General features: G+C 61.1%; 21 protein-coding genes, 1 tRNA gene and 1 pseudogene. 16 read left to right on the top strand and 7 right to left on the bottom strand.

Going from position 1 to position 21,061, the window contains the following annotated elements:
* Positions 1–39: 39 nt before the first annotated feature.
* Both HJD22_RS13050 and HJD22_RS13045 read left to right on the top strand, forming a co-directional pair.
* Complete coding sequence (locus HJD22_RS13050; protein ID WP_208653940.1) at positions 40–1,419, top strand: aspartate ammonia-lyase; 1,380 nt, start codon at positions 40–42, stop codon at positions 1,417–1,419.
* Positions 1,420–1,559: 140 nt separating this feature from the next.
* On the top strand, positions 1,560–2,492 hold the full coding sequence (locus HJD22_RS13045) for an AEC family transporter (RefSeq protein WP_217267761.1): 933 nt from the start codon (positions 1,560–1,562) through the stop codon (positions 2,490–2,492).
* Between the two features lie 5 nt (positions 2,493–2,497).
* Here the strand turns inward: HJD22_RS13045 and glpD are convergent, their stop codons facing one another.
* Both glpD and HJD22_RS13035 read right to left on the bottom strand, forming a co-directional pair.
* Positions 2,498–4,009: a glycerol-3-phosphate dehydrogenase gene (gene glpD, locus HJD22_RS13040; protein ID WP_208653939.1), complete on the bottom strand. Its 1,512-nt coding sequence runs from the start codon at positions 4,007–4,009 to the stop codon at positions 2,498–2,500.
* Positions 4,010–4,187: 178 nt separating this feature from the next.
* Positions 4,188–4,946, bottom strand: coding sequence for a DeoR/GlpR family transcriptional regulator (locus tag HJD22_RS13035; protein ID WP_208653938.1), 759 nt, complete (start codon positions 4,944–4,946; stop codon positions 4,188–4,190).
* Between the two features lie 123 nt (positions 4,947–5,069).
* Between HJD22_RS13035 and glpK the strand changes: the two genes are divergently transcribed.
* On the top strand, positions 5,070–6,566 hold the full coding sequence (gene glpK, locus HJD22_RS13030) for a glycerol kinase GlpK (protein ID WP_208653937.1): 1,497 nt from the start codon (positions 5,070–5,072) through the stop codon (positions 6,564–6,566).
* Positions 6,567–6,644: 78 nt separating this feature from the next.
* Positions 6,645–6,769 (top strand) — tRNA-Val (locus HJD22_RS13025).
* Positions 6,770–6,839: 70 nt separating this feature from the next.
* Here the strand turns inward: HJD22_RS13025 and HJD22_RS13020 are convergent.
* The 4 genes from HJD22_RS13020 to HJD22_RS13005 all read right to left on the bottom strand — a co-directional run bounded on the left by HJD22_RS13020 (position 6,840) and on the right by HJD22_RS13005 (position 10,025).
* Entirely contained in the window at positions 6,840–7,304 is a 465-nt protein-coding gene (locus HJD22_RS13020; RefSeq protein ID WP_208654195.1) for a GAF domain-containing protein, read from the bottom strand.
* A gap of 86 nt (positions 7,305–7,390) precedes the next feature.
* Positions 7,391–8,224: a MetQ/NlpA family ABC transporter substrate-binding protein gene (locus HJD22_RS13015; RefSeq protein WP_208654194.1), complete on the bottom strand. Its 834-nt coding sequence runs from the start codon at positions 8,222–8,224 to the stop codon at positions 7,391–7,393.
* Between the two features lie 123 nt (positions 8,225–8,347).
* Positions 8,348–9,001, bottom strand: coding sequence for a methionine ABC transporter permease (locus tag HJD22_RS13010; RefSeq protein WP_208654193.1), 654 nt, complete (start codon positions 8,999–9,001; stop codon positions 8,348–8,350).
* Entirely contained in the window at positions 8,982–10,025 is a 1,044-nt protein-coding gene (locus HJD22_RS13005; protein ID WP_208654192.1) for a methionine ABC transporter ATP-binding protein, read from the bottom strand. Before HJD22_RS13005 ends, HJD22_RS13010 begins: the two co-directional genes overlap by 20 nt.
* 394 nt (positions 10,026–10,419) lie before the next feature.
* Between HJD22_RS13005 and HJD22_RS13000 the strand changes: the two genes are divergently transcribed.
* The 8 genes and pseudogenes from HJD22_RS13000 to HJD22_RS12965 all read left to right on the top strand — a co-directional run bounded on the left by HJD22_RS13000 (position 10,420) and on the right by HJD22_RS12965 (position 16,881).
* The gene (locus tag HJD22_RS13000) at positions 10,420–11,052 is read left to right on the top strand and encodes a riboflavin synthase subunit alpha (RefSeq protein ID WP_208654191.1); all 633 of its coding nucleotides are present in this window, start codon (positions 10,420–10,422) and stop codon (positions 11,050–11,052) included.
* A 221-nt stretch (positions 11,053–11,273) separates the two neighbouring features.
* Positions 11,274–12,578 (top strand): NCS2 family permease, encoded by a 1,305-nt coding sequence (locus HJD22_RS12995; protein ID WP_208654190.1) that lies wholly within the window; start codon positions 11,274–11,276, stop codon positions 12,576–12,578.
* A gap of 25 nt (positions 12,579–12,603) precedes the next feature.
* The gene (locus HJD22_RS12990) at positions 12,604–13,149 is read left to right on the top strand and encodes an adenine phosphoribosyltransferase (protein ID WP_208654189.1); all 546 of its coding nucleotides are present in this window, start codon (positions 12,604–12,606) and stop codon (positions 13,147–13,149) included.
* 45 nt (positions 13,150–13,194) lie between these two features.
* Positions 13,195–13,683, top strand: coding sequence for a xanthine phosphoribosyltransferase (gpt, locus tag HJD22_RS12985; protein WP_208654188.1), 489 nt, complete (start codon positions 13,195–13,197; stop codon positions 13,681–13,683).
* A 16-nt stretch (positions 13,684–13,699) separates the two neighbouring features.
* Positions 13,700–14,389, top strand: coding sequence for a uracil-DNA glycosylase (gene ung, locus HJD22_RS12980; protein WP_208654187.1), 690 nt, complete (start codon positions 13,700–13,702; stop codon positions 14,387–14,389).
* A 169-nt stretch (positions 14,390–14,558) separates the two neighbouring features.
* On the top strand, positions 14,559–15,188 hold the full coding sequence (gene upp / locus HJD22_RS12975; protein WP_208654186.1) for a uracil phosphoribosyltransferase: 630 nt from the start codon (positions 14,559–14,561) through the stop codon (positions 15,186–15,188).
* A 132-nt stretch (positions 15,189–15,320) separates the two neighbouring features.
* Positions 15,321–15,515: pseudogene (locus HJD22_RS12970) on the top strand (hypothetical protein); the annotation flags it as partial.
* 121 nt (positions 15,516–15,636) lie between these two features.
* The gene (locus HJD22_RS12965; protein WP_208654185.1) at positions 15,637–16,881 is read left to right on the top strand and encodes a uracil-xanthine permease family protein; all 1,245 of its coding nucleotides are present in this window, start codon (positions 15,637–15,639) and stop codon (positions 16,879–16,881) included.
* A 67-nt stretch (positions 16,882–16,948) separates the two neighbouring features.
* Here HJD22_RS12965 and HJD22_RS12960 read toward each other — a convergent pair whose 3' ends face one another.
* Positions 16,949–17,530 (bottom strand): cupin domain-containing protein, encoded by a 582-nt coding sequence (locus HJD22_RS12960; RefSeq protein WP_208654184.1) that lies wholly within the window; start codon positions 17,528–17,530, stop codon positions 16,949–16,951.
* 170 nt (positions 17,531–17,700) lie between these two features.
* Here HJD22_RS12960 and mobA point away from each other — a divergent pair, with 170 nt between their 5' ends.
* The 4 genes from mobA (at position 17,701) to moaC (ending at position 21,061) form a co-directional block, all read left to right on the top strand.
* Positions 17,701–18,327, top strand: a complete 627-nt coding sequence (gene mobA / locus HJD22_RS12955; protein WP_208654183.1) for a molybdenum cofactor guanylyltransferase MobA — start codon at positions 17,701–17,703, stop codon at positions 18,325–18,327.
* 80 nt (positions 18,328–18,407) lie between these two features.
* Positions 18,408–18,986, top strand: a complete 579-nt coding sequence (mobB, locus tag HJD22_RS12950; RefSeq protein WP_208654182.1) for a molybdopterin-guanine dinucleotide biosynthesis protein B — start codon at positions 18,408–18,410, stop codon at positions 18,984–18,986.
* Positions 18,983–20,251 carry a gephyrin-like molybdotransferase Glp gene (gene glp / locus HJD22_RS12945; RefSeq protein ID WP_208654181.1) on the top strand — a complete coding sequence of 423 codons (1,269 nt, stop codon included), beginning with the start codon at positions 18,983–18,985 and terminating at the stop codon, positions 20,249–20,251. The genes mobB and glp overlap by 4 nt, the downstream gene beginning before the upstream one ends.
* Positions 20,252–20,263: 12 nt before the next feature.
* The gene (gene moaC / locus HJD22_RS12940) at positions 20,264–21,061 is read left to right on the top strand and encodes a cyclic pyranopterin monophosphate synthase MoaC (RefSeq protein WP_208654180.1); all 798 of its coding nucleotides are present in this window, start codon (positions 20,264–20,266) and stop codon (positions 21,059–21,061) included.

Genomic DNA, 21,061 nt, shown 5'->3' with positions numbered 1-21,061 from the left:
TACATGATGCCATGGACGGATAAGCTTCAGGAGAGGGTCATGAGCGATAGTCGTGTCGAACGCGATAGCATGGGCGAGCTGCAGGTACCTGCCCAGGCGCTTTACGGTGCCCAGACGCAGCGTGCGGTCAACAACTTCCCGGTGAGTGGCCAGCCGATGCCGGCCGCCTTTGTCCATGCCGTGGCACGCATCAAGCTGGCGGCGGCCCAGGTCAATGCAGAACTGGGCTTGCTCGATGCCGCTCGCGCCGAGGCGATCGTCACGGCGGCTCAGGAGATTCTCGACGGCAAGCACGACGAGCAGTTCCCCATCGACGTGTTCCAGACCGGTTCCGGCACCTCGACCAACATGAACGTCAATGAGGTGATCGCGCACCTTGCTTCGCGGGGTGATCTCGACGTCGGCCCCAACGATCATGTCAACATGGGGCAGTCGAGCAACGACGTGATTCCCACCGCGATCCACCTGTCGGCAGCGCTGGCGGTTCAGGAGAGCCTGATGCCGGCACTCGAGCATCTGCGCTCGGCGATCGATACCAAGGCCAGCGAGGTGGATGGAGTGGTCAAGACCGGGCGTACCCACCTGATGGATGCCATGCCGGTGCGAATGAGCCAAGAGCTCGGCGCTTGGTCGAGCCAGGTCTCCCAGGCCATCGAACGCTTGCAGGATGGTCAGCGGCGACTTTCGCGGCTTGCCCAGGGGGGCACGGCGGTGGGAACCGGCATCAACGCCCACCCGGCGTTCGCCAAGCGCATGGCCGATGCCCTTGCTCAACACACGGGGCTGGCGCTGACGCCCAACGACAGTTTCTTTGCGGGATTGGCGTCGCAGGATGCCGCCGTGGAGCTCTCCGGCCATCTGCGCAGCTACGCCTGCGTGGTGATGAAGATCAGTAACGATCTACGCTGGATGAACTCCGGGCCCCTGGCCGGGCTAGGCGAGATCGAACTCGAGGCACTGCAGCCCGGCAGCTCGATCATGCCCGGCAAGGTCAATCCGGTGATTCCCGAGTCGGCAGCCCAGGCGGCGGCTCAGGTCATTGGACTGGACACGGCAATCACGGTGGCGGGGCAGAGCGGCAACTTCCAATTGAACGTGATGCTGCCCCTGATCGCCAACAATCTGCTCACCTCGATCAAGCTGATGAGCAACGTCAGCCGGCTGCTGGCCGACCGGGCCATCGCTACCTTCAAGGTTCGCCAGGACAATATCCAGGCACCGCTGTCGCGCAACCCCATCCTGGTGACGGCGCTCAACTCGGTCATCGGCTATAACGCTGCCGCGGCCGTCGCCAAGAAGGCCTACCAGGCCGGACGACCGATTGTCGATGTGGCTCAGGAGGAGACCGACCTGAGCCGCGATGAGCTGGAAAAGCTGTTGGATCCGGCCAAGCTAACCGAAGGCGGCATTCCCGGTTGAGCCTGTCGTGTCGAGTCCTGGCTCGACACGTCTAAGGTGTAGGAAATACATTTGCGGCGCATTCCGATGGTTGCGCCGCTTGTATATCGGCATCAGCTCATGAGCTATACTCCCGGGCTTTTCAGCAAGCGGGGATACACATGCTGTGGGTCATGCGCGAAATCATCGTGGAGATCATGCTGCCGATCTTCATTCTACTGGGGATGGGCGCCTTCCTGCATCGTCTGTTCCGCTTTCACTTGCCAACACTCTCCATCCTGCTGACCTATCTGTTCCTGCCGGTGGTGGTGTTCAACAATCTCGTGCGCAATGAGATGGAGGTCTCGCAACTGCTCGAGATTGGTGGCTTCCTGATTCTGCAATTTCTTGTCCTGGCAGCACTTACCGCTTTGTTCGCCAAGGCGACAAAGATGGATAGGGAACTGGTCCCTATGTTCAAGAATGGCATTGTGTTGATGAACTCCGGCAACTTTGGCTTGCCGGTCAGTCAGTTGGTATTCGCGGGCAATCCAGTCGGGGTCTCGGTACAGATCACGGTGCTGATGTTCCAGAACCTGCTTACCTATACCTACGGCGTGATGACTTCTGCCTCCTCGCAAACGACCAGCCTGGGAAAGAATCTGCTCGAACTTGGCAAGGCGCCAGTGCTCTATGCATTGTTGCTGGGGCTCGCCTTCTATCTATTCGACTGGGAGCTGCCGACACCGCTGACGGTGCCTCTGCAGCAGGTATCGGATGCCTTCATCGCCCTGGCGCTGCTGGTGCTGGGAGCTCAGGTGGCCCATCCGGCGATCAAGGAGCTCTCACCGCTGTTTTTCCTCATGGTGGCAGGACGTCTGCTGGTGGCGCCATTGATCGCCATCGGTGTGATCTTTCTGGTGGGTCTTGAAGGGACCGTTGCCCAGGCCCTGCTGATTGCCAGTGCGTTTCCCATGTCGCGCAACAGTGCGCTGTTCGCACTGCAGTATAACAACCGGCCCGAGTTCGCCGCCCAAGGCGTGCTGGTCTCCACACTGCTGAGTTGTGTCACCGTGCCGTTCTTCGTCTTCCTGGCTCAGTGGCTGTTTCCCTAAGCGGGTCAAGCGGCACAACGTTGGCGGCACTTGGCAATATAGGCATCGAGCCGTTCACGTTCGGCCTGATTCACACGCAGACCGAGCTTGGAACGGCGCCATAGCACGTCATCGGTATTGTGCGCCCACTCGACTTCGGTGAGATAGGCCACCTCGGCTTCGGTCAGGCCGGCACCGAAGTGCTCCCCCAACGCCTCTTCGCTGCTGCAGCCGTCAAGGAACCGCAGGCAGAGACTGCCGTAGCTCGAGGCGAAGCGTCTGGCTCTCGCTTCACCCAGGAAGGGATAGTCACGCAGCAGCCGGGCGACAAACGCCTCTTGAGTACCGATATCGCCCCCCGGCAGAAGCGCCTGGGCAGTCCATGCCGGCCCCATGTCGGGGAACGTCTCGCCAAGCAACTGCATGGTCGCTTCGGCGAGCTTGCGATAGGTCGTAATCTTGCCGCCGAATACCGACAGCATCAGCGGCTCGCCCGGTCGCCTGTCGAGGTCAAGCGTATAGTCACGGGTCATGGCGGAGGGGTCGGCGCACTCATCGTCGCAGAGTGGGCGTACGCCAGCGTAGGTGGCCACGACATCTTCCCGGGTGAGTGCTTGCTGGAAGTGATCGTTTACCACCTCAAGAATATAGTCGGTCTCCTCAGGGGTGATCGCCACCTTGGCTGGATCGCCAGTATAACGCCGATCCGTAGTGCCGATCAGGCTGAAGCCCTGCTGATAGGGCAGTACGAAGACGATGCGGCCATCCTTGTTCTGCAGGATGTAGGCGCGTTCATCGTCATGCAGACGGGGTACCACCAGGTGGCTGCCCTGGATCATGCGAATCCCGTAGCGCGACTGGCGCGTGGTCTGGCCGCGGATGAAGGACTCCACCCATGGGCCAGCGGCATTGACCAGCACCTTGGCATGGCGCACGAATTGCTTGCCGGTATCGCGATCCTCAAGGGTGATGTGCCAATGATCCTGCTCCTGTCGGGCATCGATACAGCGCGTCCGCACTAGAATCTCGGCACTCTGCTGCTGCGCCTGCAGGGCATTGAGCACCACCAGCCGCGCATCGTCGACCCAGCAGTCAGAGTATTCGAAGCCCTGGGTGATGGTTGGCTTGAGTGGGCTGCTGCTATCGAAGCGCAGCCGCCTGGAGCCGGGTAGGCTGTCGCGCTTGCCTAGGTGGTCGTAGAGGAAGAGTCCGGCGCGAATCATCCAGGCCGGGCGCAAGTGTGGCTGATGGGGCAGGATGAAGCGCAGTGGCCAAACGATGTGTGGGGCTTTCTTCAGTAGCACCTCACGTTCGCGCAGTGCTTCTCTGACCAGGCGGAACTCGCGATGCTCGAGATAGCGCAAACCGCCATGGATCAACTTGCTGCTGGCCGAGGAGGTGGCGCTTGCCAGGTCCGCCTGCTCGCAGAGTCCGACCGCCAGGCCTCGTCCCGCCGCATCGTTGGCGATGCCGGTACCATTGATGCCGCCACCGATGATGTACAGATCCAGAAGCGCTGAAGTTGGGCTTGCAGCCATGGGCGCCCCTCCTAGGGATGTTCGCTATCAAGCTTAGTGTTTTCGATTACGAAAACATTCTAGCCTGAATCGAACATCACGCAAGAGAAAGCGCCATGGAGTGTCCATGATATGCGCTGATGAAGCGGTGCGGTGAGCTGACAAAGAGAGGGTAGCGCGTCAGGTGAGGGGAGCCCGGTCAGGCGATATGCAGGGCGACGTCGTTGCTCTCGAGCAACCGGCAGATGCCATCGCTGGGCCGGCGGTCGGTAAACAGCGCATCCAGCTGGGAAATGTTGCCCTGTCGAACGACGGGGTTGCGGTGGAACTTGGAGTGATCGGCAGCCAGGTAGACCTGGCGCGAGTTGCGAATGATCGCCTGAGCGACACGCACCTCCTGATAGTCGAATTCGAGTAGCGAGCCATCCTCATCGATGCCACTGATGCCGATGATGCCGAAATCGACCTTGAACTGATTGATGAAATCGATGGTCGCCTCGCCGATGATCCCGCCATCACGCGACCTCACCTGACCTCCGGCGACGATCACCGTGAAGTCCTCCTTGTGTTGAAGGGCGGCGGCCACATTCAGGTTGTTGGTAATGATCTCGAGTCCGCGATGCTCCTTCAGCGCCTCGGCCACGATCTCGTTGCTGGTGCCGATGTTGATGAACAGTGAGGCGTCATTGGGTATGAAGCTTGCCAGCATCGTCGCGATACGTCGCTTGGCGTCGAGGTTGAGGGTCTTGCGGGTGCTGTAGGCGGTATTGACGGTACTCGATTCGAGTCCTGCGCCACCATGGACCCGGCGGATCAGCCCTTCGGCGGCAAGATTGTTCAGATCGCGGCGTATGGTCTGGGGCGTGACGTCGAAATCGCTGGTCAGCTGCTCGATCGTGGCATATCCCTGCCGCTTGACGAGTTCGACGATGGCATCCTGGCGTTGTTGTTGGTTCATGTGCGCTCCCAGTGGATGGCTCATTGTAAGCAGCTTGGATAGGCGCCGAAAGTCCTAGAGCATTTCGAACGCATTGCATTACCCTTGATGATCATAAACGAACATCGAGACGTAGGGTTCTCCATGGCCAACTATCTGCTTGCTATCGACCAGGGCACCACCAGCTCGCGGGCGATTCTCTTCGACCGCTCGGGGCAGCCCGTGTCCACCTCGCAGCACGAGTTTCCTCAGCACTTTCCCCGCGATGGCTGGATCGAGCACGATCCCGAGGATATCTGGACGAGCGTGGAGAGGACCTGCCGCGATACCCTCGAGCAGGCGGGTATTGGCGTCGAGGAGATCGTCGGCATCGGCATCACCAATCAGCGCGAAACGACGCTGCTGTGGGACCGGCAGACAGGCAAGGCGCTGCACAATGCCATCGTCTGGCAGGATCGGCGCACGGCAAGCGAGTGTCAGCGACTTAGTGATGCCGGACATGGCAAGTTGCTACAGGAGCGTACGGGGCTATTGATCGACCCCTACTTTTCGGCTTCCAAGCTGGCCTGGCTACTCGAGCATGTCGACGGCGCGCGGGAGCGTGCCGAACGCGGCGAGCTGGCGTTCGGCACCGTCGACACCTTCCTGATCTGGCGCCTCACCGGCGGCAGGCAACATGTCACCGATGCCACCAACGCCTCGCGAACGGCACTGTTCAATATCCATTCCCAGCGGTGGGATGACGACCTGCTCGGTCTGTTCGGGATTCCCGCCAAGCTACTACCCGAGGTCAAGGACTCGAGTGACGATTTCGGCACCGCCGAGGCGTCGTTTCTGGGACGACCGCTCCCGATTGCCGGCGTGGCGGGGGACCAGCAGGCGGCATTGTTCGGGCAGGCCTGCTTCGAACCTGGGATGGGCAAGAGCACCTATGGGACCGGCTGCTTTTTGGTCGTCAATACCGGGGAGAAGGCCGAAACCTCGCGCAATCGCTTGCTGACCACGATCGCCTATCGGCTGAATGGCAAGCCGACCTATGCCATGGAGGGGAGCATCTTCGTTGCCGGGGCGACCGTGCAGTGGCTGCGCGATGGTCTCAAGCTGTTCGCCGAGGCCACCGAGACCGAAGCGCTGGCGGGACAGACTCGTGCCGGTCATAGCGTCTATCTGGTCCCGGCCTTTACCGGCCTTGGGGCGCCTCACTGGGATCCCCAGGCGCGGGGGGCGATTCTCGGGCTGACCCGCGATACCGGCATTGCCGAGATCGTCGCGGCCGGCCTCCAGGCGGTGTGCTACCAGACTCGCGATCTACAGGTGTGCATGAGTGACGACATGGCAGCCACCACCGATACGTTGCGTGTCGACGGTGGCATGGTCAGCAACAACTGGCTGATCCAATTTCTCGCCGACATGCTGGGAGTTAAGGTGGATCGACCCACGGTGCTTGAGACGACGGCACTGGGGGCCGCCTATCTGGCGGGGTTGCGCCTTGGCTGGTACAAGGATCTCGATGAGATTGCCAGGCTATGGCGCTGCGAGCGCACCTTTACACCATCAATGGGCGAGGAGGAGCGCGAACGACTCTATAGGGGCTGGCTGGATGCAGTGGGGCGCGTCAAGTCGGCATCTCCAACCTCATGATCAGTGGGAATTTTTACTAGATACTTGCATTCCTGACGCGAAGCCGTAGAATACGCATCCGTTGTCAGGCAAGACAGTAGGACCATAGCTCAGTTGGTTAGAGCGCCACGTTGACATCGTGGAGGTCAGCGGTTCAAATCCTTGGTTAGAGCGCCACGTTGACATCGTGGAGGTCAGCGGTTCAAATCCGCTTGGTCCTACCAGACTCCACACCCCGAGCGTCAGTGCTCGGGGTGTTTTCGTATGTGCTCGGATTGTCAGGCGCGGCAATGCTCAGGGCCAGAATTCGAGATCCGTGGCGGCGGCGAAGCGCGCTACCAATGCTTCAATGCCCGTCTGATCCTCATGCATGAAGCGCCCCTGGCGTGGGCTATCCAAGTCGAGCACGCCCCATAGTCGCTCTCCCACCACTATCGGCACGACCAGTTCGGAGCGCGATGCCGCGTCGCAGGCGATGTGGTCGGCCACGGCGTGTACATCTTCGATGCGCTGCGTCTGGCGCGTACGCGCCGCCATGCCGCATACCCCCTTGCTGAAGGGGATGGGATTGCAGGCGGGTTTGCCTTGGAAAGGGCCCAGCATCAGCACGTTCTCCTCACGCTGAAGATAGAAGCCGGCCCAGTTGAGGTCGGGGATCTCCTGCATGATGAAGGCGCAGGTCTGGGCGCTGTTGACGAGGGCGTCGCGGCTGTCGAGCAGAGATACGAGCTGCCGTGCAAGTAAGGAGTAGTCGATCATCGTCGGCTCCTGTTTCGGTTGCCGTTTCGCTTTAACGAAACGAGCCGGCGACATCGCCGGCTCGTGTGGACTGGATTAGCGCTGACTCACTCCCAGCCAGGAATGGCGCTGCCCTGGAACAGTTCTTCGGCCTTTGCGGCCACTTCATCGCGCTGATAGGCGCTGACCAATTGCTGGATCTCCTCGCGCTCCTGGTCGCCACCGCGCACCACGATCAGGTTGACGTAGGGGGACTCGGGGCCTTCGCGGAGCAGCGCATCGTCGGCCAGGTTGAGACCGGCGGGCTGGGCAAAGGTGTTGTTGATGAAGGCCAGATCGACATCCGGCAGCACCCGCGGCAGTTGTGCTGCCTCGATTTCACGGAAGCGGAAGTTGTGCGGGTTGCTGATCACGTTGATCGGGGTGGCTTCGAGGTTGTTGGGATCGTCGAGCTCGATCATGCCTTCGTTGTGCATCAGGATCAGTGCGCGGCCTTCGTTCGACGGGTCGTTGGGCAGGGCGATCATGGCGCGCTCGGGAAGGTCGTCGATGCTGGCGTGGCGCTCGGAGTAGGCCCCTATCGGATAGACGAAGGTGCGCCCGGCAATGGCGAAGTCATAGTTGCGATCTTCGACCATGCTCTGCAGGTAGGGCTCGTGCTGGTAGGCATTGGCATCCAGGCTGCCATCGGCGAGGGCGGCATTGGGCGAGATGTAATCGGTGAACTCGATGATCTCGACGTCGAGATCGTACTCCTCCTTGGCGATGCGTGCAGCGACCTCCATCACCTCGGTCTCGGGACCGGCGACGGTGCCGATGCGGATCGAACCGCCATCGCCATTGGAGTCGTCACCGCAGCCTGCCAGGAGGGCAGCGCCGAGCAGCGTGGCGGCACCCAGCAGACGGCTCGGGCGTAGAAGGTGGGTCAGCGTGTCTCGCATGTGTTCTCTCCTGAAGCTTCCTTGGAAGCGAATGTTGGCCGCTGGAATATCGGGGCGGCCTTGTTGCGTTGCAAGTCATGACTCACGCCATGATCGGGGACCATAAGCCGTCTGATTTGTGAGTTATTTGTGATCGGCGCGGCGGACCAGATAGTCGCCAAGGCTCTGGAAGCCCTGCACCATGACCACCAGGATCACCACGGTGATCAGCATGACCGTGGGATCGAAGCGGTTGTAGCCATAGCGGATGCCCAGATCGCCCAGGCCGCCGCCACCGATTGCGCCGGCCATTGCCGAATAGCTGACCAGGGTGACCGCGGTGATGGTCAGGCCGGTGATGATCCCCCCCTTGGCTTCGGGAAGCAGCACCTTGGTGATGATCTGATAGGGGGTGGCGCCCATCGACTGGGCGGCTTCGATCAGGCCCGGCGATATCTCGTTCAGCGCCCCTTCGACCAGGCGGGCAACGAAGGGAATGGCGGCAATGGTCAGTGGGACGATGGCCGCATTGGTGCCGATCGAGGTTCCGACGATCATGCGTGTAAAGGGAATGATCGCTACCATCAGAATGATGAAGGGGACCGAGCGGCCAATGTTGGTCACCATGCCCAGCACACGGTTCAGAACCGGCTGGGCAAGGATCTGCCGAGGGCGGGTGACATACAGTAGCACGCCGAGCGGCACGCCCAGCAGGGCGGAGATTAGTCCCGCTATTCCCACCATATAGAGAGTGTCGAGCGTTGCCCGGAAGATCAGCTCAAGCATCGCGTTGGACATGGCCCAATACCTCCACGTGTAGATCATGACTTTCGAGATAGTCGATCGCTGCGCGGGTCTTCTGCGCCGAGCCGATCAATTCGGCAATCATCAAGCCCAGGGTGCGTTCACGGATCGATTCGACCTTGGCTTGGAGAATGCTGACATCGACACCGCACTCCCGCGCCAGCCGTGAAATCAATGGTGTGGCCACGGCATCCCCGGAAAAGGCTAGGCGCACCACCGGGTGGGTATGTTCACCGGGCTGTGCCTGAAGGCGAGCGACCAGCGCTTGCGGGGGCTCCAGCTGCAGGAACTGATTGATGAAGTCGCGGCCCAGCCGGGTGCTCGGTGCGGTGAAGAAGTCGCCGACTTCCGCCTCCTCCACCAACTTCCCGCCGGAGATCAGGCCGACACGATGGCAGATGCTCTTGACCACCGACATCTCATGAGTAATCAATAGAATGGTCAGCCCCAGACGGCGGTTGATGTCCTGCAAGAGCTCCAGGATCGAACCGGTGGTCTGTGGATCCAACGCCGAGGTGGCCTCGTCGCACAGTAGCACCTTGGGGCGGCTGGCCAGGGCCCGTGCGATGGCGACACGCTGCTTCTGGCCACCGGAGAGTTGTGCCGGGTATTGATCCGTCTTGTCGGCGAGACCGACCAGCTCGAGCAGTGGCGCTACGCGTTCGCGGATATCGCTCTTCTTGACGCCCATCAGCTCCAGCGGGAGAGCGACATTGGCGAATACGGTACGTGAGGCGAGCAGATTGAAGTGCTGGAAGATCATGCCGATCTGATGGCGCGCCTGATTGAGGGCACTGCCGCTGAGCGCGGTCAGCTCCTGGCCACCCACTTCGACGCTGCCCGAGGTCGGCCGCTCGAGCAGATTGACACAGCGAATCAGTGTCGATTTGCCGGCGCCAGAGAGGCCGATGACGCCATAGATGCTCCCCTCGGGCACGTGCAGGTTCACGTCCTTGAGTGCCTCTACGGCACTGGGGCCACTACCATAGGTCTTGGTTACGTTATTGAGTCGGATCATGATTCCGTCGCGTGGCTGGGCGGAAGATCCCGGTGGGGCTGGGCGGCTCAGGCGGCAAAAAAAAGCCACCCTGGCGGGTGGCCATCAACGCTGGACACACCCTTTTAGCTGCACTTCCCGCCAGCGGCTATACCGATGGCGAGGGCGCCCGCAATCCGGGTTCAAATCGGCGCCTGAAATATGTGTGCTGAATGGTAGTGGGCGGTATATGAGGTGTCAACGACTTTGGTATAAGAGCCCTGATAGCCAACTCTTTATAGAAGATTTTGCTGAAAAATCGCACTTTACGATTAAAAAACATGCCATGTTCCAGTGCGAGGCGCGTCGAGAATAGACGCCCCCACCTCTCTATCTCTAGACTACGCAACAAAACCGCCCGCTGGGAGCCATTCGGATGTTTACTGGAATCGTACAAGGCACGGCTACGCTGGTGTCGGTCATCGAGAAGCAGGATTTCCGTATCCATGTGGTGGCATTGGACGAGACGCTTCGTCAAGGGCTGACGATCGGGGCCTCGGTTGCCCATAATGGCGTCTGCTTGACGGTCACCGCAATCGAGGGCGCGCATGTCAGCTTCGATCTGATGCGAGAAACGTTGCGTCTGACCAATCTTGGTGCATTGCAGGAGGGCGACTGCGTCAATATAGAGCGCGCGGCCCGCTTCGGCGACGAAATCGGTGGGCACGCCATGTCAGGACATGTGATGGCGATGGCCGAACTCGTCGAGCTCGAGGAGGCGCCCAATAACCGGCGGCTGTGGTTCGCCATTCCCGATCTGGTTAGCCGGTTTCTCTTCGACAAGGGCTATGTCGGTGTCGATGGCATCAGCCTCACGATTGGCGAGGTGCGCCGGGAAACCGGCGCCACGCCTCGCTTCTGCGTCAATCTGATTCCCGAGACGCTGTCGCGTACCACCCTTGGGCAGCGTGTGCCGGGCGATCTCGTCAACATCGAGATCGATCCTCAGACACAGGTGATCGTCGAAACGGTGGAGCGCGTTTTGGCCAGCCGCCCTATAAGCCAATGACGAGTTAAAACGATCGATTTGACCACTTCGTCAAGTTTTCGTTGGCAAAATGGCTGGAGTCGGCGCAGTGCTTGCTTAAGATAGGCGGTACCCGGCCAAGTGCCGGGACCATAACAATTGGTCGCCATGTGCCAGGCGTCTCGCATCGTCGAACGCCTTTGGGTACCATGTGCGGCTTTTCTCGCATCCGGACACGTTTGTCCAAGCGCAGGATTGAGCCGATGTTGAAACGCTTGCTTAACGACCACTTCAAACTGGCCGAAAACAATACCAATGTTCGTACCGAGGTCATCGCCGGGATCACTACCTTCCTGACCATGGCCTATATCATCTTCGTCAATCCCAGCATTCTCTCCGAAGCCGGCATGGACTATGGCGCGGTCTTCGTCGCGACCTGTCTTGCCGCTGCCATCGGCTGTCTGATCATGGGTATCTGGGCCAACTATCCCATTGCCCAGGCGCCGGGCATGGGGCTCAACGCCTTCTTCACCTACGGCGTGGTGCTGGGAATGGGCTACACCTGGGAAGCGGCCCTCGGCGCGGTCTTCTTCTCGGGCCTGTGCTTTTTGCTGCTCAGCATCTTCAAGGTGCGCGAGTGGATCATCAACTCGATTCCGCTCTCGCTGCGCCTGGGTATCGCTGCGGGTATCGGTCTGTTCCTTGCCATGATCGCACTGAAGAACGCCGGTATTGTTGTCGCCAATCCGGCCACCTACGTTGCGCTCGGTGACCTGTCGCAGCCCGCTGCGATCTACGCCCTGCTGGGCTTCTTCGTGATCACCGCGCTCTCCTACCTTAAGGTGACCGGGGCGGTGATGATCGGCATCCTGGGGGTGACGGTGATGGCCATGCTGCTTGGCCATAACCAGTATGGCGGAATCATGTCGATGCCGCCGTCGATCGCCCCGACTTTCATGGCGATGGATCTGCTCGGCGCCTTGGACGTGGCGATGCTCAGCGTGATTTTCGCCTTCCTGTTCGTCGATCTGTTCGACACCTCGGGCACGCTGGTGGGGGTCGCGCATCGCGGCAAGCTGCTCGACAAGGAGGGCAAATTGCCACGACTCGGTCGGGCCATGATGTCCGACAGCACCGCTTCCATGGCAGGTGCGGTGCTTGGTACCTCGACCACCACCAGTTACATCGAAAGCACCGCGGGCATCGCCTCGGGCGGACGCACTGGCCTGACGGCGGTGGTGGTGGGGGGGCTGTTTCTTATCAGTCTGTTCTTCGCGCCGCTGGCAGGCTCGATTCCCGCCTACGCCACGGCCGGAGCGCTGCTCTACGTGGCGGTGCTGATGGCCGGTAGCCTTGCGCATGCCAACTGGGATGACCCTACTGATGCCGCACCGGTACTGATCGCTGCGCTGGCAATGCCGTTGACCTTCTCGATCGCCGAAGGCATCGCGCTGGGCTTCATCAGCTATGTCGCGATCAAGGCTCTCTCCGGGCGTTTCAAGGATCTCAACCCGGCGGTGGTGATTCTGGCGATTTTGTTCGTTCTTAAGTTCCTTTTCCTCGACTGACCACTACTACTGGATAGAACCTGCGATGAGCATCTACGGTGACTATATAAAGTCCGTGATTCGTACCGTCCCCGACTGGCCACAGCCCGGGGTGAATTTTCGTGACATCACGCCGCTTCTCCAGAACAGCAGTGCCTTTCGCAAGCTGATCGACAGCTTCGTGCACCGCTACCAGGAGATGGACCTGGATGCCATCGCCGCCATTGATGCGCGGGGCTTCATCATCGGGGCACCGCTGGCCTACGAGTTGGGCTGCAGCTTCGTGCCGGTGCGCAAGAAGGGCAAGCTACCGTTCAGGACCATCAGCGAGACCTATACTCTAGAGTACGGTCAGGCCGAGGTCGAACTCCACTCCGATGCCTTTCGCGAGAACGACCGCATCTTGGTGATGGACGACCTGATCGCCACCGGCGGTACCATGCTGGCTGCCGCCAAGTTGATCACGCGCAGCGGTGGCCATGTGGTGGAAACCGCAACCATCATCGATCTGCCGGAGCTGGGGGGCTCGGCCAAGATCCGTGAAGCAGGCTATGGCGTGTTCGCGGTTTGCTCCTTTACCGAGGACGAGTGATCGTCCTCGCCACTTCTTCCAGTTCTTGTCAGCGGGTTAGCCACCATGAGCGCCAATCGTTATCAGCAGCACTTCACCGTTTCCTGGGACCAGCTCCATCGCGACGTGCGCTCGCTGTGTCATCAGCTCGTCGAGCGTGATTTCAAGGGTATTATTGCGATTACCCGGGGAGGATTGATTCCCGCCGCACTGATTGCCCGTGAGCTCAACGTTCGTCTGATCGATACGGTCTGCATCAAGAGCTATGACCGCATGGATCAGGGGGGGCTTGACGTGATGAAGGGAGTCGACCATGACGGCGATGGCTGGCTGCTGGTCGATGACCTGGTGGATACCGGCAAGACCGCGCGCAAGGTACGTGAAATGCTGTCTAGGGCACACTTCGTCACGATCTATGCCAAACCAGAAGGGCGGCCGCTCGTCGACCAGTACCTGACCGAGGTGGCACAGGATTGCTGGATTCAGTTCCCTTGGGACATGGGCATCGCCTATGTCGAGCCGCTGGTGGATCAGGTGCGTAGCCAGCCCCGCTAACGGCAAGGAGCCGAGCATGACAGGGTCACCGCTTCCCGAGAGCTGGAACCGTCACCTGGGCGTTGAATTCGAATCGCCCTACATGGCGGCGTTGCGTGAATTTCTTCGCCAGGAGAAGCGTGCCGGCAAGGTGATCTTCCCGCACTCGTCGCACTGGTTCCGCGCCTTCGAGCTCACGCCTCTCGACGGGGTACGAGTGGTGATCCTGGGGCAGGATCCCTACCATGGGCCGAACCAGGCCCATGGGCTCTGCTTCTCGGTGCGCCCTGGCGTGCCGACGCCCCCCTCGCTGCAGAATATCTACAAGGAGCTGGCCCAGGACGTCGGCTTCACGCCGGTCAACCACGGCTTCCTCGAGCACTGGGCGCGACAGGGCGTGCTGCTGCTCAACAGCGTGTTGACGGTGGAGCAGGGCAGCGCCGGTTCTCACCGGGGCCAGGGGTGGGAGACCTTTACCGACCGCGCCATCGAGGTGATCAATGAGCAGTGCGGGGGCGTCGCCTTTCTGCTGTGGGGCAGTTACGCCCAGAAGAAGGCCTCCTTCGTCGATCGCAAGCGCCACCTGGTGCTGCATTCGCCGCACCCCTCGCCGTTGTCGGCTCATCGTGGCTTCTTCGGCCAGCGCCACTTTTCTCAGGCAAACGACTTCCTCCAATCGCGAGGAAGCGGCGCCATCGATTGGCAACTCCCTGTCCAGCCCGCGTAAGTGTCCACTTCAGCGAGCGGGGCGCAATCGGGTCTCGTCAGGCTAGCCTGACGCCACGGGGGGCAGGCCTTAACTTGCCTGCCCGATCAAGCTAGAATGCGCGCATTTGCCGGCCCGCAGCGATCCTGCGCAGCGCCAGCTATCCGACCCCCACAGAGAGGCCACCGCCATGAGCGTTCATGCCATCAACCATCCACTGGTCAAGCACAAGCTGGGTCTGATGCGTACTGCCGACATCAGCACCAAGAGCTTTCGTGAACTGGCCGGTGAGGTGGCCAAACTGCTCACCTATGAGGCGACCCAGGATCTGGAACTCGAATCGTCCACCATCGAGGGGTGGAACGGCGAACCTATCGCCGTCGAGCAGCTCAAGGGCAAGAAGGTCACCATCGTTCCGATTCTGCGGGCCGGTCTCGGCATGCTCGATGGTGTCACCGACCTGATCCCCAGTGCCCGTATCAGCGTGGTGGGGCTTTATCGTAACGAGGAGACGCTTGAGCCGGTCCCCTATTTCGAGAAGTTCACCAACGATCTCAATGAGCGCCTGGCGATCGTCATCGATCCGATGCTCGCCACTGGCGGCTCCATGGTCGCCACGCTGGACATGCTCAAGGCGCGTGGCTGCCCCTTGATGAAGGTCATCGTGCTGGTCGCCGCCCCGGAAGGCATCAAGCGAGTACAGGAAGCCTACCCTGACGTCGAGATCTATACGGCCGCGGTCGACGAGCGGCTCGACGAGCATGGCTATATCGTGCCTGGCCTTGGCGATGCCGGCGACAAGATCTTCGGCACACGTTAAAGCCGATTCGGATCGGCTTCCCTTCGGAGGTCGAGTCGGTGATGCCTCGAAACATTCGATTTCCTTGGCAGGCGTGGTTTTCGAAATCGAATATCTCGCTTGGCTCATCGTCCACTGCGTACTTGGCTTAGCGGTGAGGCCGGCCCGGTACCGGCGCAGGGCAATATCGCGCAGCAGATCTTCTGGTACACCACCTTCACTGCCGACATGGTCAGTCCCGATGTCGCCGTGATGGATGACGAAGGCAATCCCAACTTGACGCCCACCGGGACCAACGTTCCCGATTACCCGCGCATGGCACCGCTGTGGTGGCAGAACCTGGCGCCAGGACGGGTCGCGTCGCAGCGCAATTCCTCGGGCAATAGGTTATGGAGTAGACTGCGCCGCGAATGCGCGGGGCACATCTCTTCCAAGACCCTGCGGATAACGAAGCAATAGGGAGCTTTTCATGACTGATCGAACGGCGGCCGCTCAAGAGCCGCGAGAATCCGCATTGCGAACCCTGCTGACCGGTGGACAGATGCTGTTCGTGGCCTTCGGCGCCCTGGTGCTGGTGCCGCTGTTGACCGGACTCGATCCGAGCGTGGCGCTGTTTACCGCGGGGGCGGGCACACTGGTGTTCCATGCGGTGACCCGTCAGAGCGTGCCGGTCTTTCTCGCTTCGTCGTTTGCCTTTATCGCCCCCATTCAGGGCTCGGTGGCGAGCTTCGGCGTCTCCGAAACGCTTGGTGGCCTGTTCGCGGCGGGCCTGGTCTACGTCGCCATGTCGCAGCTTGTCAGAATCAAGGGCACCGGCTGGCTCAATCGGGTGCTGCCTGCGGTGGTGGTAGGGCCTGTGATCATGGTGATCGGCCTGGCCCTGGCGCCAGTGGCGGTCAGCATGGCGAGTGGCGAGACAAGCGATCACATAGGCTACGGCCAGGCAATCACCCTTTCGATGATCAGCCTCTTGGTTACTCTGGTGCTGGCGGTATTTGGGCACGGCGTGCTGCGCCTGATCCCGATCATGGGCGGCATCGCCACGGGATATCTGCTCGCCCTGGCCATGGGGCTGGTCGACTTCACGCCGGTACACGAGGCGGGTTGGCTGGCGCTGCCGAGCTTTACCGCACCGACGTTTCACTGGGCGGCGATCCTGTTCATGATCCCGGTGGCGGTCGCTCCGGCGGTTGAGCATATCGGCGACATGGTGGCGATCGGCTCGGTTACCCGTAAGAATTACCTCGAAAAACCCGGCCTGCACCGCACGCTACTGGGTGATGGCCTGGCTACCTCCACGGCGGCGCTGTTCGGTGGACCGCCCAATACGACATACTCCGAAGTGACGGGCGCGGTGATGCTCACCCGAGCGTTCAATCCAAGGATCATGGTGGTCGCGGCAGTGATCGCCATCATTCTGGCATTCGTGGCCAAGCTCGGTGCGCTGCTGCAGACCATTCCCGGCCCGGTCATGGGCGGTATCATGGTGCTGCTGTTCGGCTCGATCGCGGTTGTCGGCATGAATACCCTGGTGCGTGCCGGTCAATCGCTGACCGCACCGCGCAACCTGGTGGTGGTGTCGTTGATTCTGGTCTTCGGTATCGGCGGCATGCAGTTGGGCGGCGGTCAGTTCACCCTCCAGGGCGTCAGCCTGGCGGCGATCATAGGCATCGTGCTCAATCTCATCCTGCCGCCCGCTCGGGAAGGAGAGTGAGAGTAAAGGGGATAGTTAGGAGCTTGAGCAGCGCAGAGGCAGGGCGCAGTTGGGTGCCCTATGAGCCTCAGGTATGATGCTGCTCGCCACCGCCATCCGAGAACGATGGCGGATTATTGGCACTGACGATGATGCACTCTGCGTGACCGACATTGCGAAAGCGGTGGGGCAAGTGGGAGTCGAAATAGTAGGCATCGCCTATGCCGAGTTCTCTCGCCTCACCATCGACGGTCAACTCGATAGTGCCAGCGACAATGACGCCGCCCTCTTCGCCGGCATGCTCGAGCATCTCTTCGCCGGTATCGGCGCCTGGAGGGTAGCGCTCATAGAGTATCGACATGCTGCGATTGGGTCGGCGGGCGCCGACCAGGCGCCAGGAGAGCTTGCCATCGCTGATCTCGGTGAGTTCATCGGCGCGGTAGAAGACCTGTGACTGGCTGGTCTCCTCGCCGGCGAAGAATTCACTGATCGAGACCGGTAGTGCATCGAGGATCTTCTTCAGCGAGCTGACCGAGGGACTGACACTATTCTGCTCGATCAACGAAATGGTGCTATTGGTCACACCGGCGCGTTTGGCGAGTTCACGCTGGGAAAGACCCCGGCTCAGTCGCAATTGTTTCAGCCGATTGCCGACGTCGAAGCCACTCATGATGCCAATCCCCGTTGAGCATATTTGACGGCATGATACCGGTTCGCCTCCGCAATGATAAGGTGAAAGCGGACAGCGCATTTTGAGAAAGGCGAACCGTGAGGTAACCGTCATGGTCGTCTAGATTACCCCTGATTGGGGTTCAATTTGAAAAGTGGTAGCTTGAGTGCATGGAAAAAACGCGCGCTAGTCAAAAGCGGGATGCCGAGCCATTGAGCGGGTTGATCCTTGCCGGTGGTCAGGGGCGGCGGATGGGTGGGCGTGACAAGGGGCTCGAGCCGTTTGCCGGTAAACCATTGATAGTGCATGTCCTGGCACGGCTGGAGAGACATGTCGACGAAGTCCTGATCAACGCCAATCGCAATCTCGATATTTATCAACGCCAAGGGTGTCGTGTCGTCACCGATCGAGAGGGCGGTTTCCAGGGGCCCCTGATGGGAATCTGGAGTGGCTTGATGGCGGCCACGACACCCTGGGTTTTGGTGGTGCCCTGCGACACCCCCGCATTGCCAATGAACCTGGTCGAGCGCATGGTGAAGGGGAGGGGCGATGGTGATATCGCTCTGGCCCATGATGGCGAGCGTGCCCATCCGGTCGTGGCGCTTATTCGTCGTTCGCTGGCCGACGATCTGGGCGAGGCGCTGGCTCAGGGTGAGCGCAAGATCGACCGCTGGTATGCCCGCCACCCCTTTTGCCATGTCGATTTCAGCGACTGCCCTGAGAATTTCGCCAATCTCAACAATGTGGAAGAGAAGGCCTTGCTGGAAGGGCGTCTGCATCCGCAACAACAAGAGTGACGCTCACTCTCGATGCGTCTGAACACACTGTATCAAGCGTTTCCGCGTCCCTGGAAACGCACGTGACTCCATGGAACGCCATGACGTTGACATTCGAAGAGCATCTTCCCCTGCTCGGGATTGCGGCCTGGAGCGGCACCGGCAAGACCACCCTGCTGGAGGCGCTACTGCCAAGGCTGGGTGAGCGGGGCCTCAAGGTAGCGGTCATCAAGCACGCTCACCATACCTTCGAGGTCGATCAGCCGGGTAAGGATAGCCATCGCCTGCGCCAAGCGGGAGCCGCCCCGATGTTGGTCGCTTCCCGCGCCCGCTTCGCCCTGATAATGGAGACTCCAGACCAGCAGGAGCCGGATCTGGCAATGCTGATCGAGCAAGTCGAGCCGCTGCGCCCTGACCTGGTGCTGGTGGAGGGCTTCAAGCAATGGCCACTGCCCAAGCTGGAGCTATATCGCCAGGCGGTAGGCAAGCCGCTACTGGTCGAACAGGACCCCTGGATTCGCGCGGTGGCAAGCGCAGAACCGCTGGCTCTCCCGGCAGACGTCGACGCGCTGGATATGAACGATATCGATGAAGTGAGCGCCTGGATCGCGGCCTGGTCTTCACGCTGGCCGGCCGAGGCCAGGGCGCGCACCGGCAGCCGTATGGAGACGCGAATATGACACTCTCCTGTTTCGAGCTTGGCGAGCGTATGCTGAGCGTCCAGGAGGCGTTGGTGGCGGTACGCCAGCTCGTGCCAGAGCCCCTGCCGGCGCAGAGCGTGGCCCTTGTCGAGCTGCCCGGACGAGTATTGGCACAGGCGATACACTCGCCCATTGCGGTACCTCAGAACACCAATGCCGCCATGGATGGCATCGCGCTGGCCTGGCCCGATGAGGAGGCTTTGCGTCCCGCTACATGGCCGCTGGCGGGCGAGGTGCTGGCCGGTCACTCCTATGGCGCTAGACTTCCCACCGGCGAAGCGGTGCGTATCACTACCGGGGCGCCGCTGCCAGAGGGGGCCGACACGGTCATCATGAGCGAGCAGCTCGAAACGCTTGAGTCGGACACCGGCACGCGCGTGCGCGTGGCCCGCGCCGAGCGCGTCAAGCGCGGCCAGAACGTCCGTCAGGCCGGCGAGGATGTCGCCCAGGGCAGTCTGGCACTACCTGCAGGCTCACGCCTCAAGCCTCAGCATCTAGGCTTGCTCGCCTCGCTGGGGCTGGCGCAGGCCCAGGTACATCGGCGCCCTCGGGTCACGATCTTTTCCACGGGGGACGAGGTCACGGCTCCTGGCGAGCCACTGCCTTCGGCGGGGATCTTCGATGCCAACCGCTTCTCGCTGCGCGGCCTGCTGACAGGGCTGGGGGTCGAGCTCATCGATCTGGGCATTCTGCCTGACGATCACCAACAGTTGGTACAGGCACTGGAGAGGGCTGCCCAGGAGAGCGATATGGTGATTACCAGTGGCGGCGTCTCGGTCGGCCAGGCGGACTGGGTGAAGCGTGCCCTGGCCGAGGTCGGCGATCTTGGATTCTGGCGCATTGCCATTCGCCCTGGACGCCCCCTGGCCTGCGGCAGGCTGGGGGCGCGCCAAGTGCCCTTTTTCGGACTCCCCGGCAACCCGGTTGCCGTGATGGTCACCTTCCTGCAGTTCGTACAGCCGGTTTTGCGTCAGCTCCAGGGCGAGACGCACTGGCAGCCGATGCGCCTCACCGCTCTCGCCGAGGAGGCTCTGCCCAGCCGACAGGGACGGGTGGATTTACTGCGTGGCATCTTTCATGGCGACGACCAGGGGCGACTATGGGTGAGAAGTACCGGGCATCAGGGCTCCGGTATACTCTCTTCTATGGTAGCCGCCAATTGCCTGATCGAGATCGATGCCGAGCGTGACGGAGTGACGATGGGCGAGTCCGTGACACTGCAACCTTTCGATAGTCTTACATGAGGCATGACCAGCATGAGCCTGACTCACCTTAATGCCCGCGGCGAGGCCCATATGGTCGATGTCGCCGACAAAGCCGAGAGCCGCCGCGAGGCAGTCGCCTGCGGTCATATCAGCATGGCACCGGCGACGCTTTCGCTGCTCTCCGAAGGCGGCCTGCCCAAGGGTGATGTGCTGGCCACGGCACGTATCGCCGGAATTCAGGCGGCCAAGCGTACCCATGAGCTGATTCCCTTATGCCATGCGTTGGCGCTCTCCAAGGTGGCCATCGAATTCCAGCTGGATAGCGAGAACAGTCGCGTGGGCGTTACCGCGACGTGTCGCCTCAATGGCCGTACCGGGGTGGAGATGGAGGCGCTGACCGCCGTCTCGGTGGCTTGCCTGACCCTTTATGATATGTGCAAGGCGGTCGATAAGGAGATGCGAATCGGCGGTATCCAGCTTCTCTCCAAGACTGGCGGCAAGTCCGGCGACTACCATCGTCAGGAGCGGGTTGAACCGATCGTCACCGATGACTGTCTTGAGGGGGAGATCCGGGTGGGTATGCCAGGCGAGATTCCCACCGTCCGGGTCAAATGCCTGGCCGAACTACGTGAACGACTGGGCGTGAGCGAACTGGACATTTCGTTCGACTCTCTGCCGACTCTGGACGTCGGAGGGCTCAAGGCGGCTCTGATCGAGCGCGATCGGCGTTTCTTGCCGCTCCAGGAGCGGCGCGTCCTGTGTGCCATCAATCAGGTCATGGGAGGCGACGATACGCCACTCACCGATGGCGATGAGGTCGCTTTCTTTCCCCCGGTCACGGGAGGTTGA

Source organism: Halomonas sp. TA22 (assembly GCF_013009075.1).
Classification (GTDB): Bacteria; Pseudomonadota; Gammaproteobacteria; order Pseudomonadales; family Halomonadaceae; genus TA22.
Note: the sequence above shows the minus strand (reverse complement) of the source record. Positions and strands in the feature narration are given on the sequence as shown.

Coding starts and splice junctions, on each gene's coding strand:
- HJD22_RS13050 (WP_208653940.1), top strand. CDS start 40: ATGAGCGATAGTCGTGTCGAACGCGATAGCATGGGCGAGCTGCAGGTA.
- HJD22_RS13045 (WP_217267761.1), top strand. CDS start 1,560: ATGCTGTGGGTCATGCGCGAAATCATCGTGGAGATCATGCTGCCGATC.
- glpD (WP_208653939.1), bottom strand. CDS start 4,009: ATGGCTGCAAGCCCAACTTCAGCGCTTCTGGATCTGTACATCATCGGT.
- HJD22_RS13035 (WP_208653938.1), bottom strand. CDS start 4,946: ATGAACCAACAACAACGCCAGGATGCCATCGTCGAACTCGTCAAGCGG.
- glpK (WP_208653937.1), top strand. CDS start 5,070: ATGGCCAACTATCTGCTTGCTATCGACCAGGGCACCACCAGCTCGCGG.
- HJD22_RS13020 (WP_208654195.1), bottom strand. CDS start 7,304: ATGATCGACTACTCCTTACTTGCACGGCAGCTCGTATCTCTGCTCGAC.
- HJD22_RS13015 (WP_208654194.1), bottom strand. CDS start 8,224: ATGCGAGACACGCTGACCCACCTTCTACGCCCGAGCCGTCTGCTGGGT.
- HJD22_RS13010 (WP_208654193.1), bottom strand. CDS start 9,001: ATGTCCAACGCGATGCTTGAGCTGATCTTCCGGGCAACGCTCGACACT.
- HJD22_RS13005 (WP_208654192.1), bottom strand. CDS start 10,025: ATGATCCGACTCAATAACGTAACCAAGACCTATGGTAGTGGCCCCAGT.
- HJD22_RS13000 (WP_208654191.1), top strand. CDS start 10,420: ATGTTTACTGGAATCGTACAAGGCACGGCTACGCTGGTGTCGGTCATC.
- HJD22_RS12995 (WP_208654190.1), top strand. CDS start 11,274: ATGTTGAAACGCTTGCTTAACGACCACTTCAAACTGGCCGAAAACAAT.
- HJD22_RS12990 (WP_208654189.1), top strand. CDS start 12,604: ATGAGCATCTACGGTGACTATATAAAGTCCGTGATTCGTACCGTCCCC.
- gpt (WP_208654188.1), top strand. CDS start 13,195: ATGAGCGCCAATCGTTATCAGCAGCACTTCACCGTTTCCTGGGACCAG.
- ung (WP_208654187.1), top strand. CDS start 13,700: ATGACAGGGTCACCGCTTCCCGAGAGCTGGAACCGTCACCTGGGCGTT.
- upp (WP_208654186.1), top strand. CDS start 14,559: ATGAGCGTTCATGCCATCAACCATCCACTGGTCAAGCACAAGCTGGGT.
- HJD22_RS12965 (WP_208654185.1), top strand. CDS start 15,637: ATGACTGATCGAACGGCGGCCGCTCAAGAGCCGCGAGAATCCGCATTG.
- HJD22_RS12960 (WP_208654184.1), bottom strand. CDS start 17,530: ATGAGTGGCTTCGACGTCGGCAATCGGCTGAAACAATTGCGACTGAGC.
- mobA (WP_208654183.1), top strand. CDS start 17,701: ATGGAAAAAACGCGCGCTAGTCAAAAGCGGGATGCCGAGCCATTGAGC.
- mobB (WP_208654182.1), top strand. CDS start 18,408: ATGACGTTGACATTCGAAGAGCATCTTCCCCTGCTCGGGATTGCGGCC.
- glp (WP_208654181.1), top strand. CDS start 18,983: ATGACACTCTCCTGTTTCGAGCTTGGCGAGCGTATGCTGAGCGTCCAG.
- moaC (WP_208654180.1), top strand. CDS start 20,264: ATGAGCCTGACTCACCTTAATGCCCGCGGCGAGGCCCATATGGTCGAT.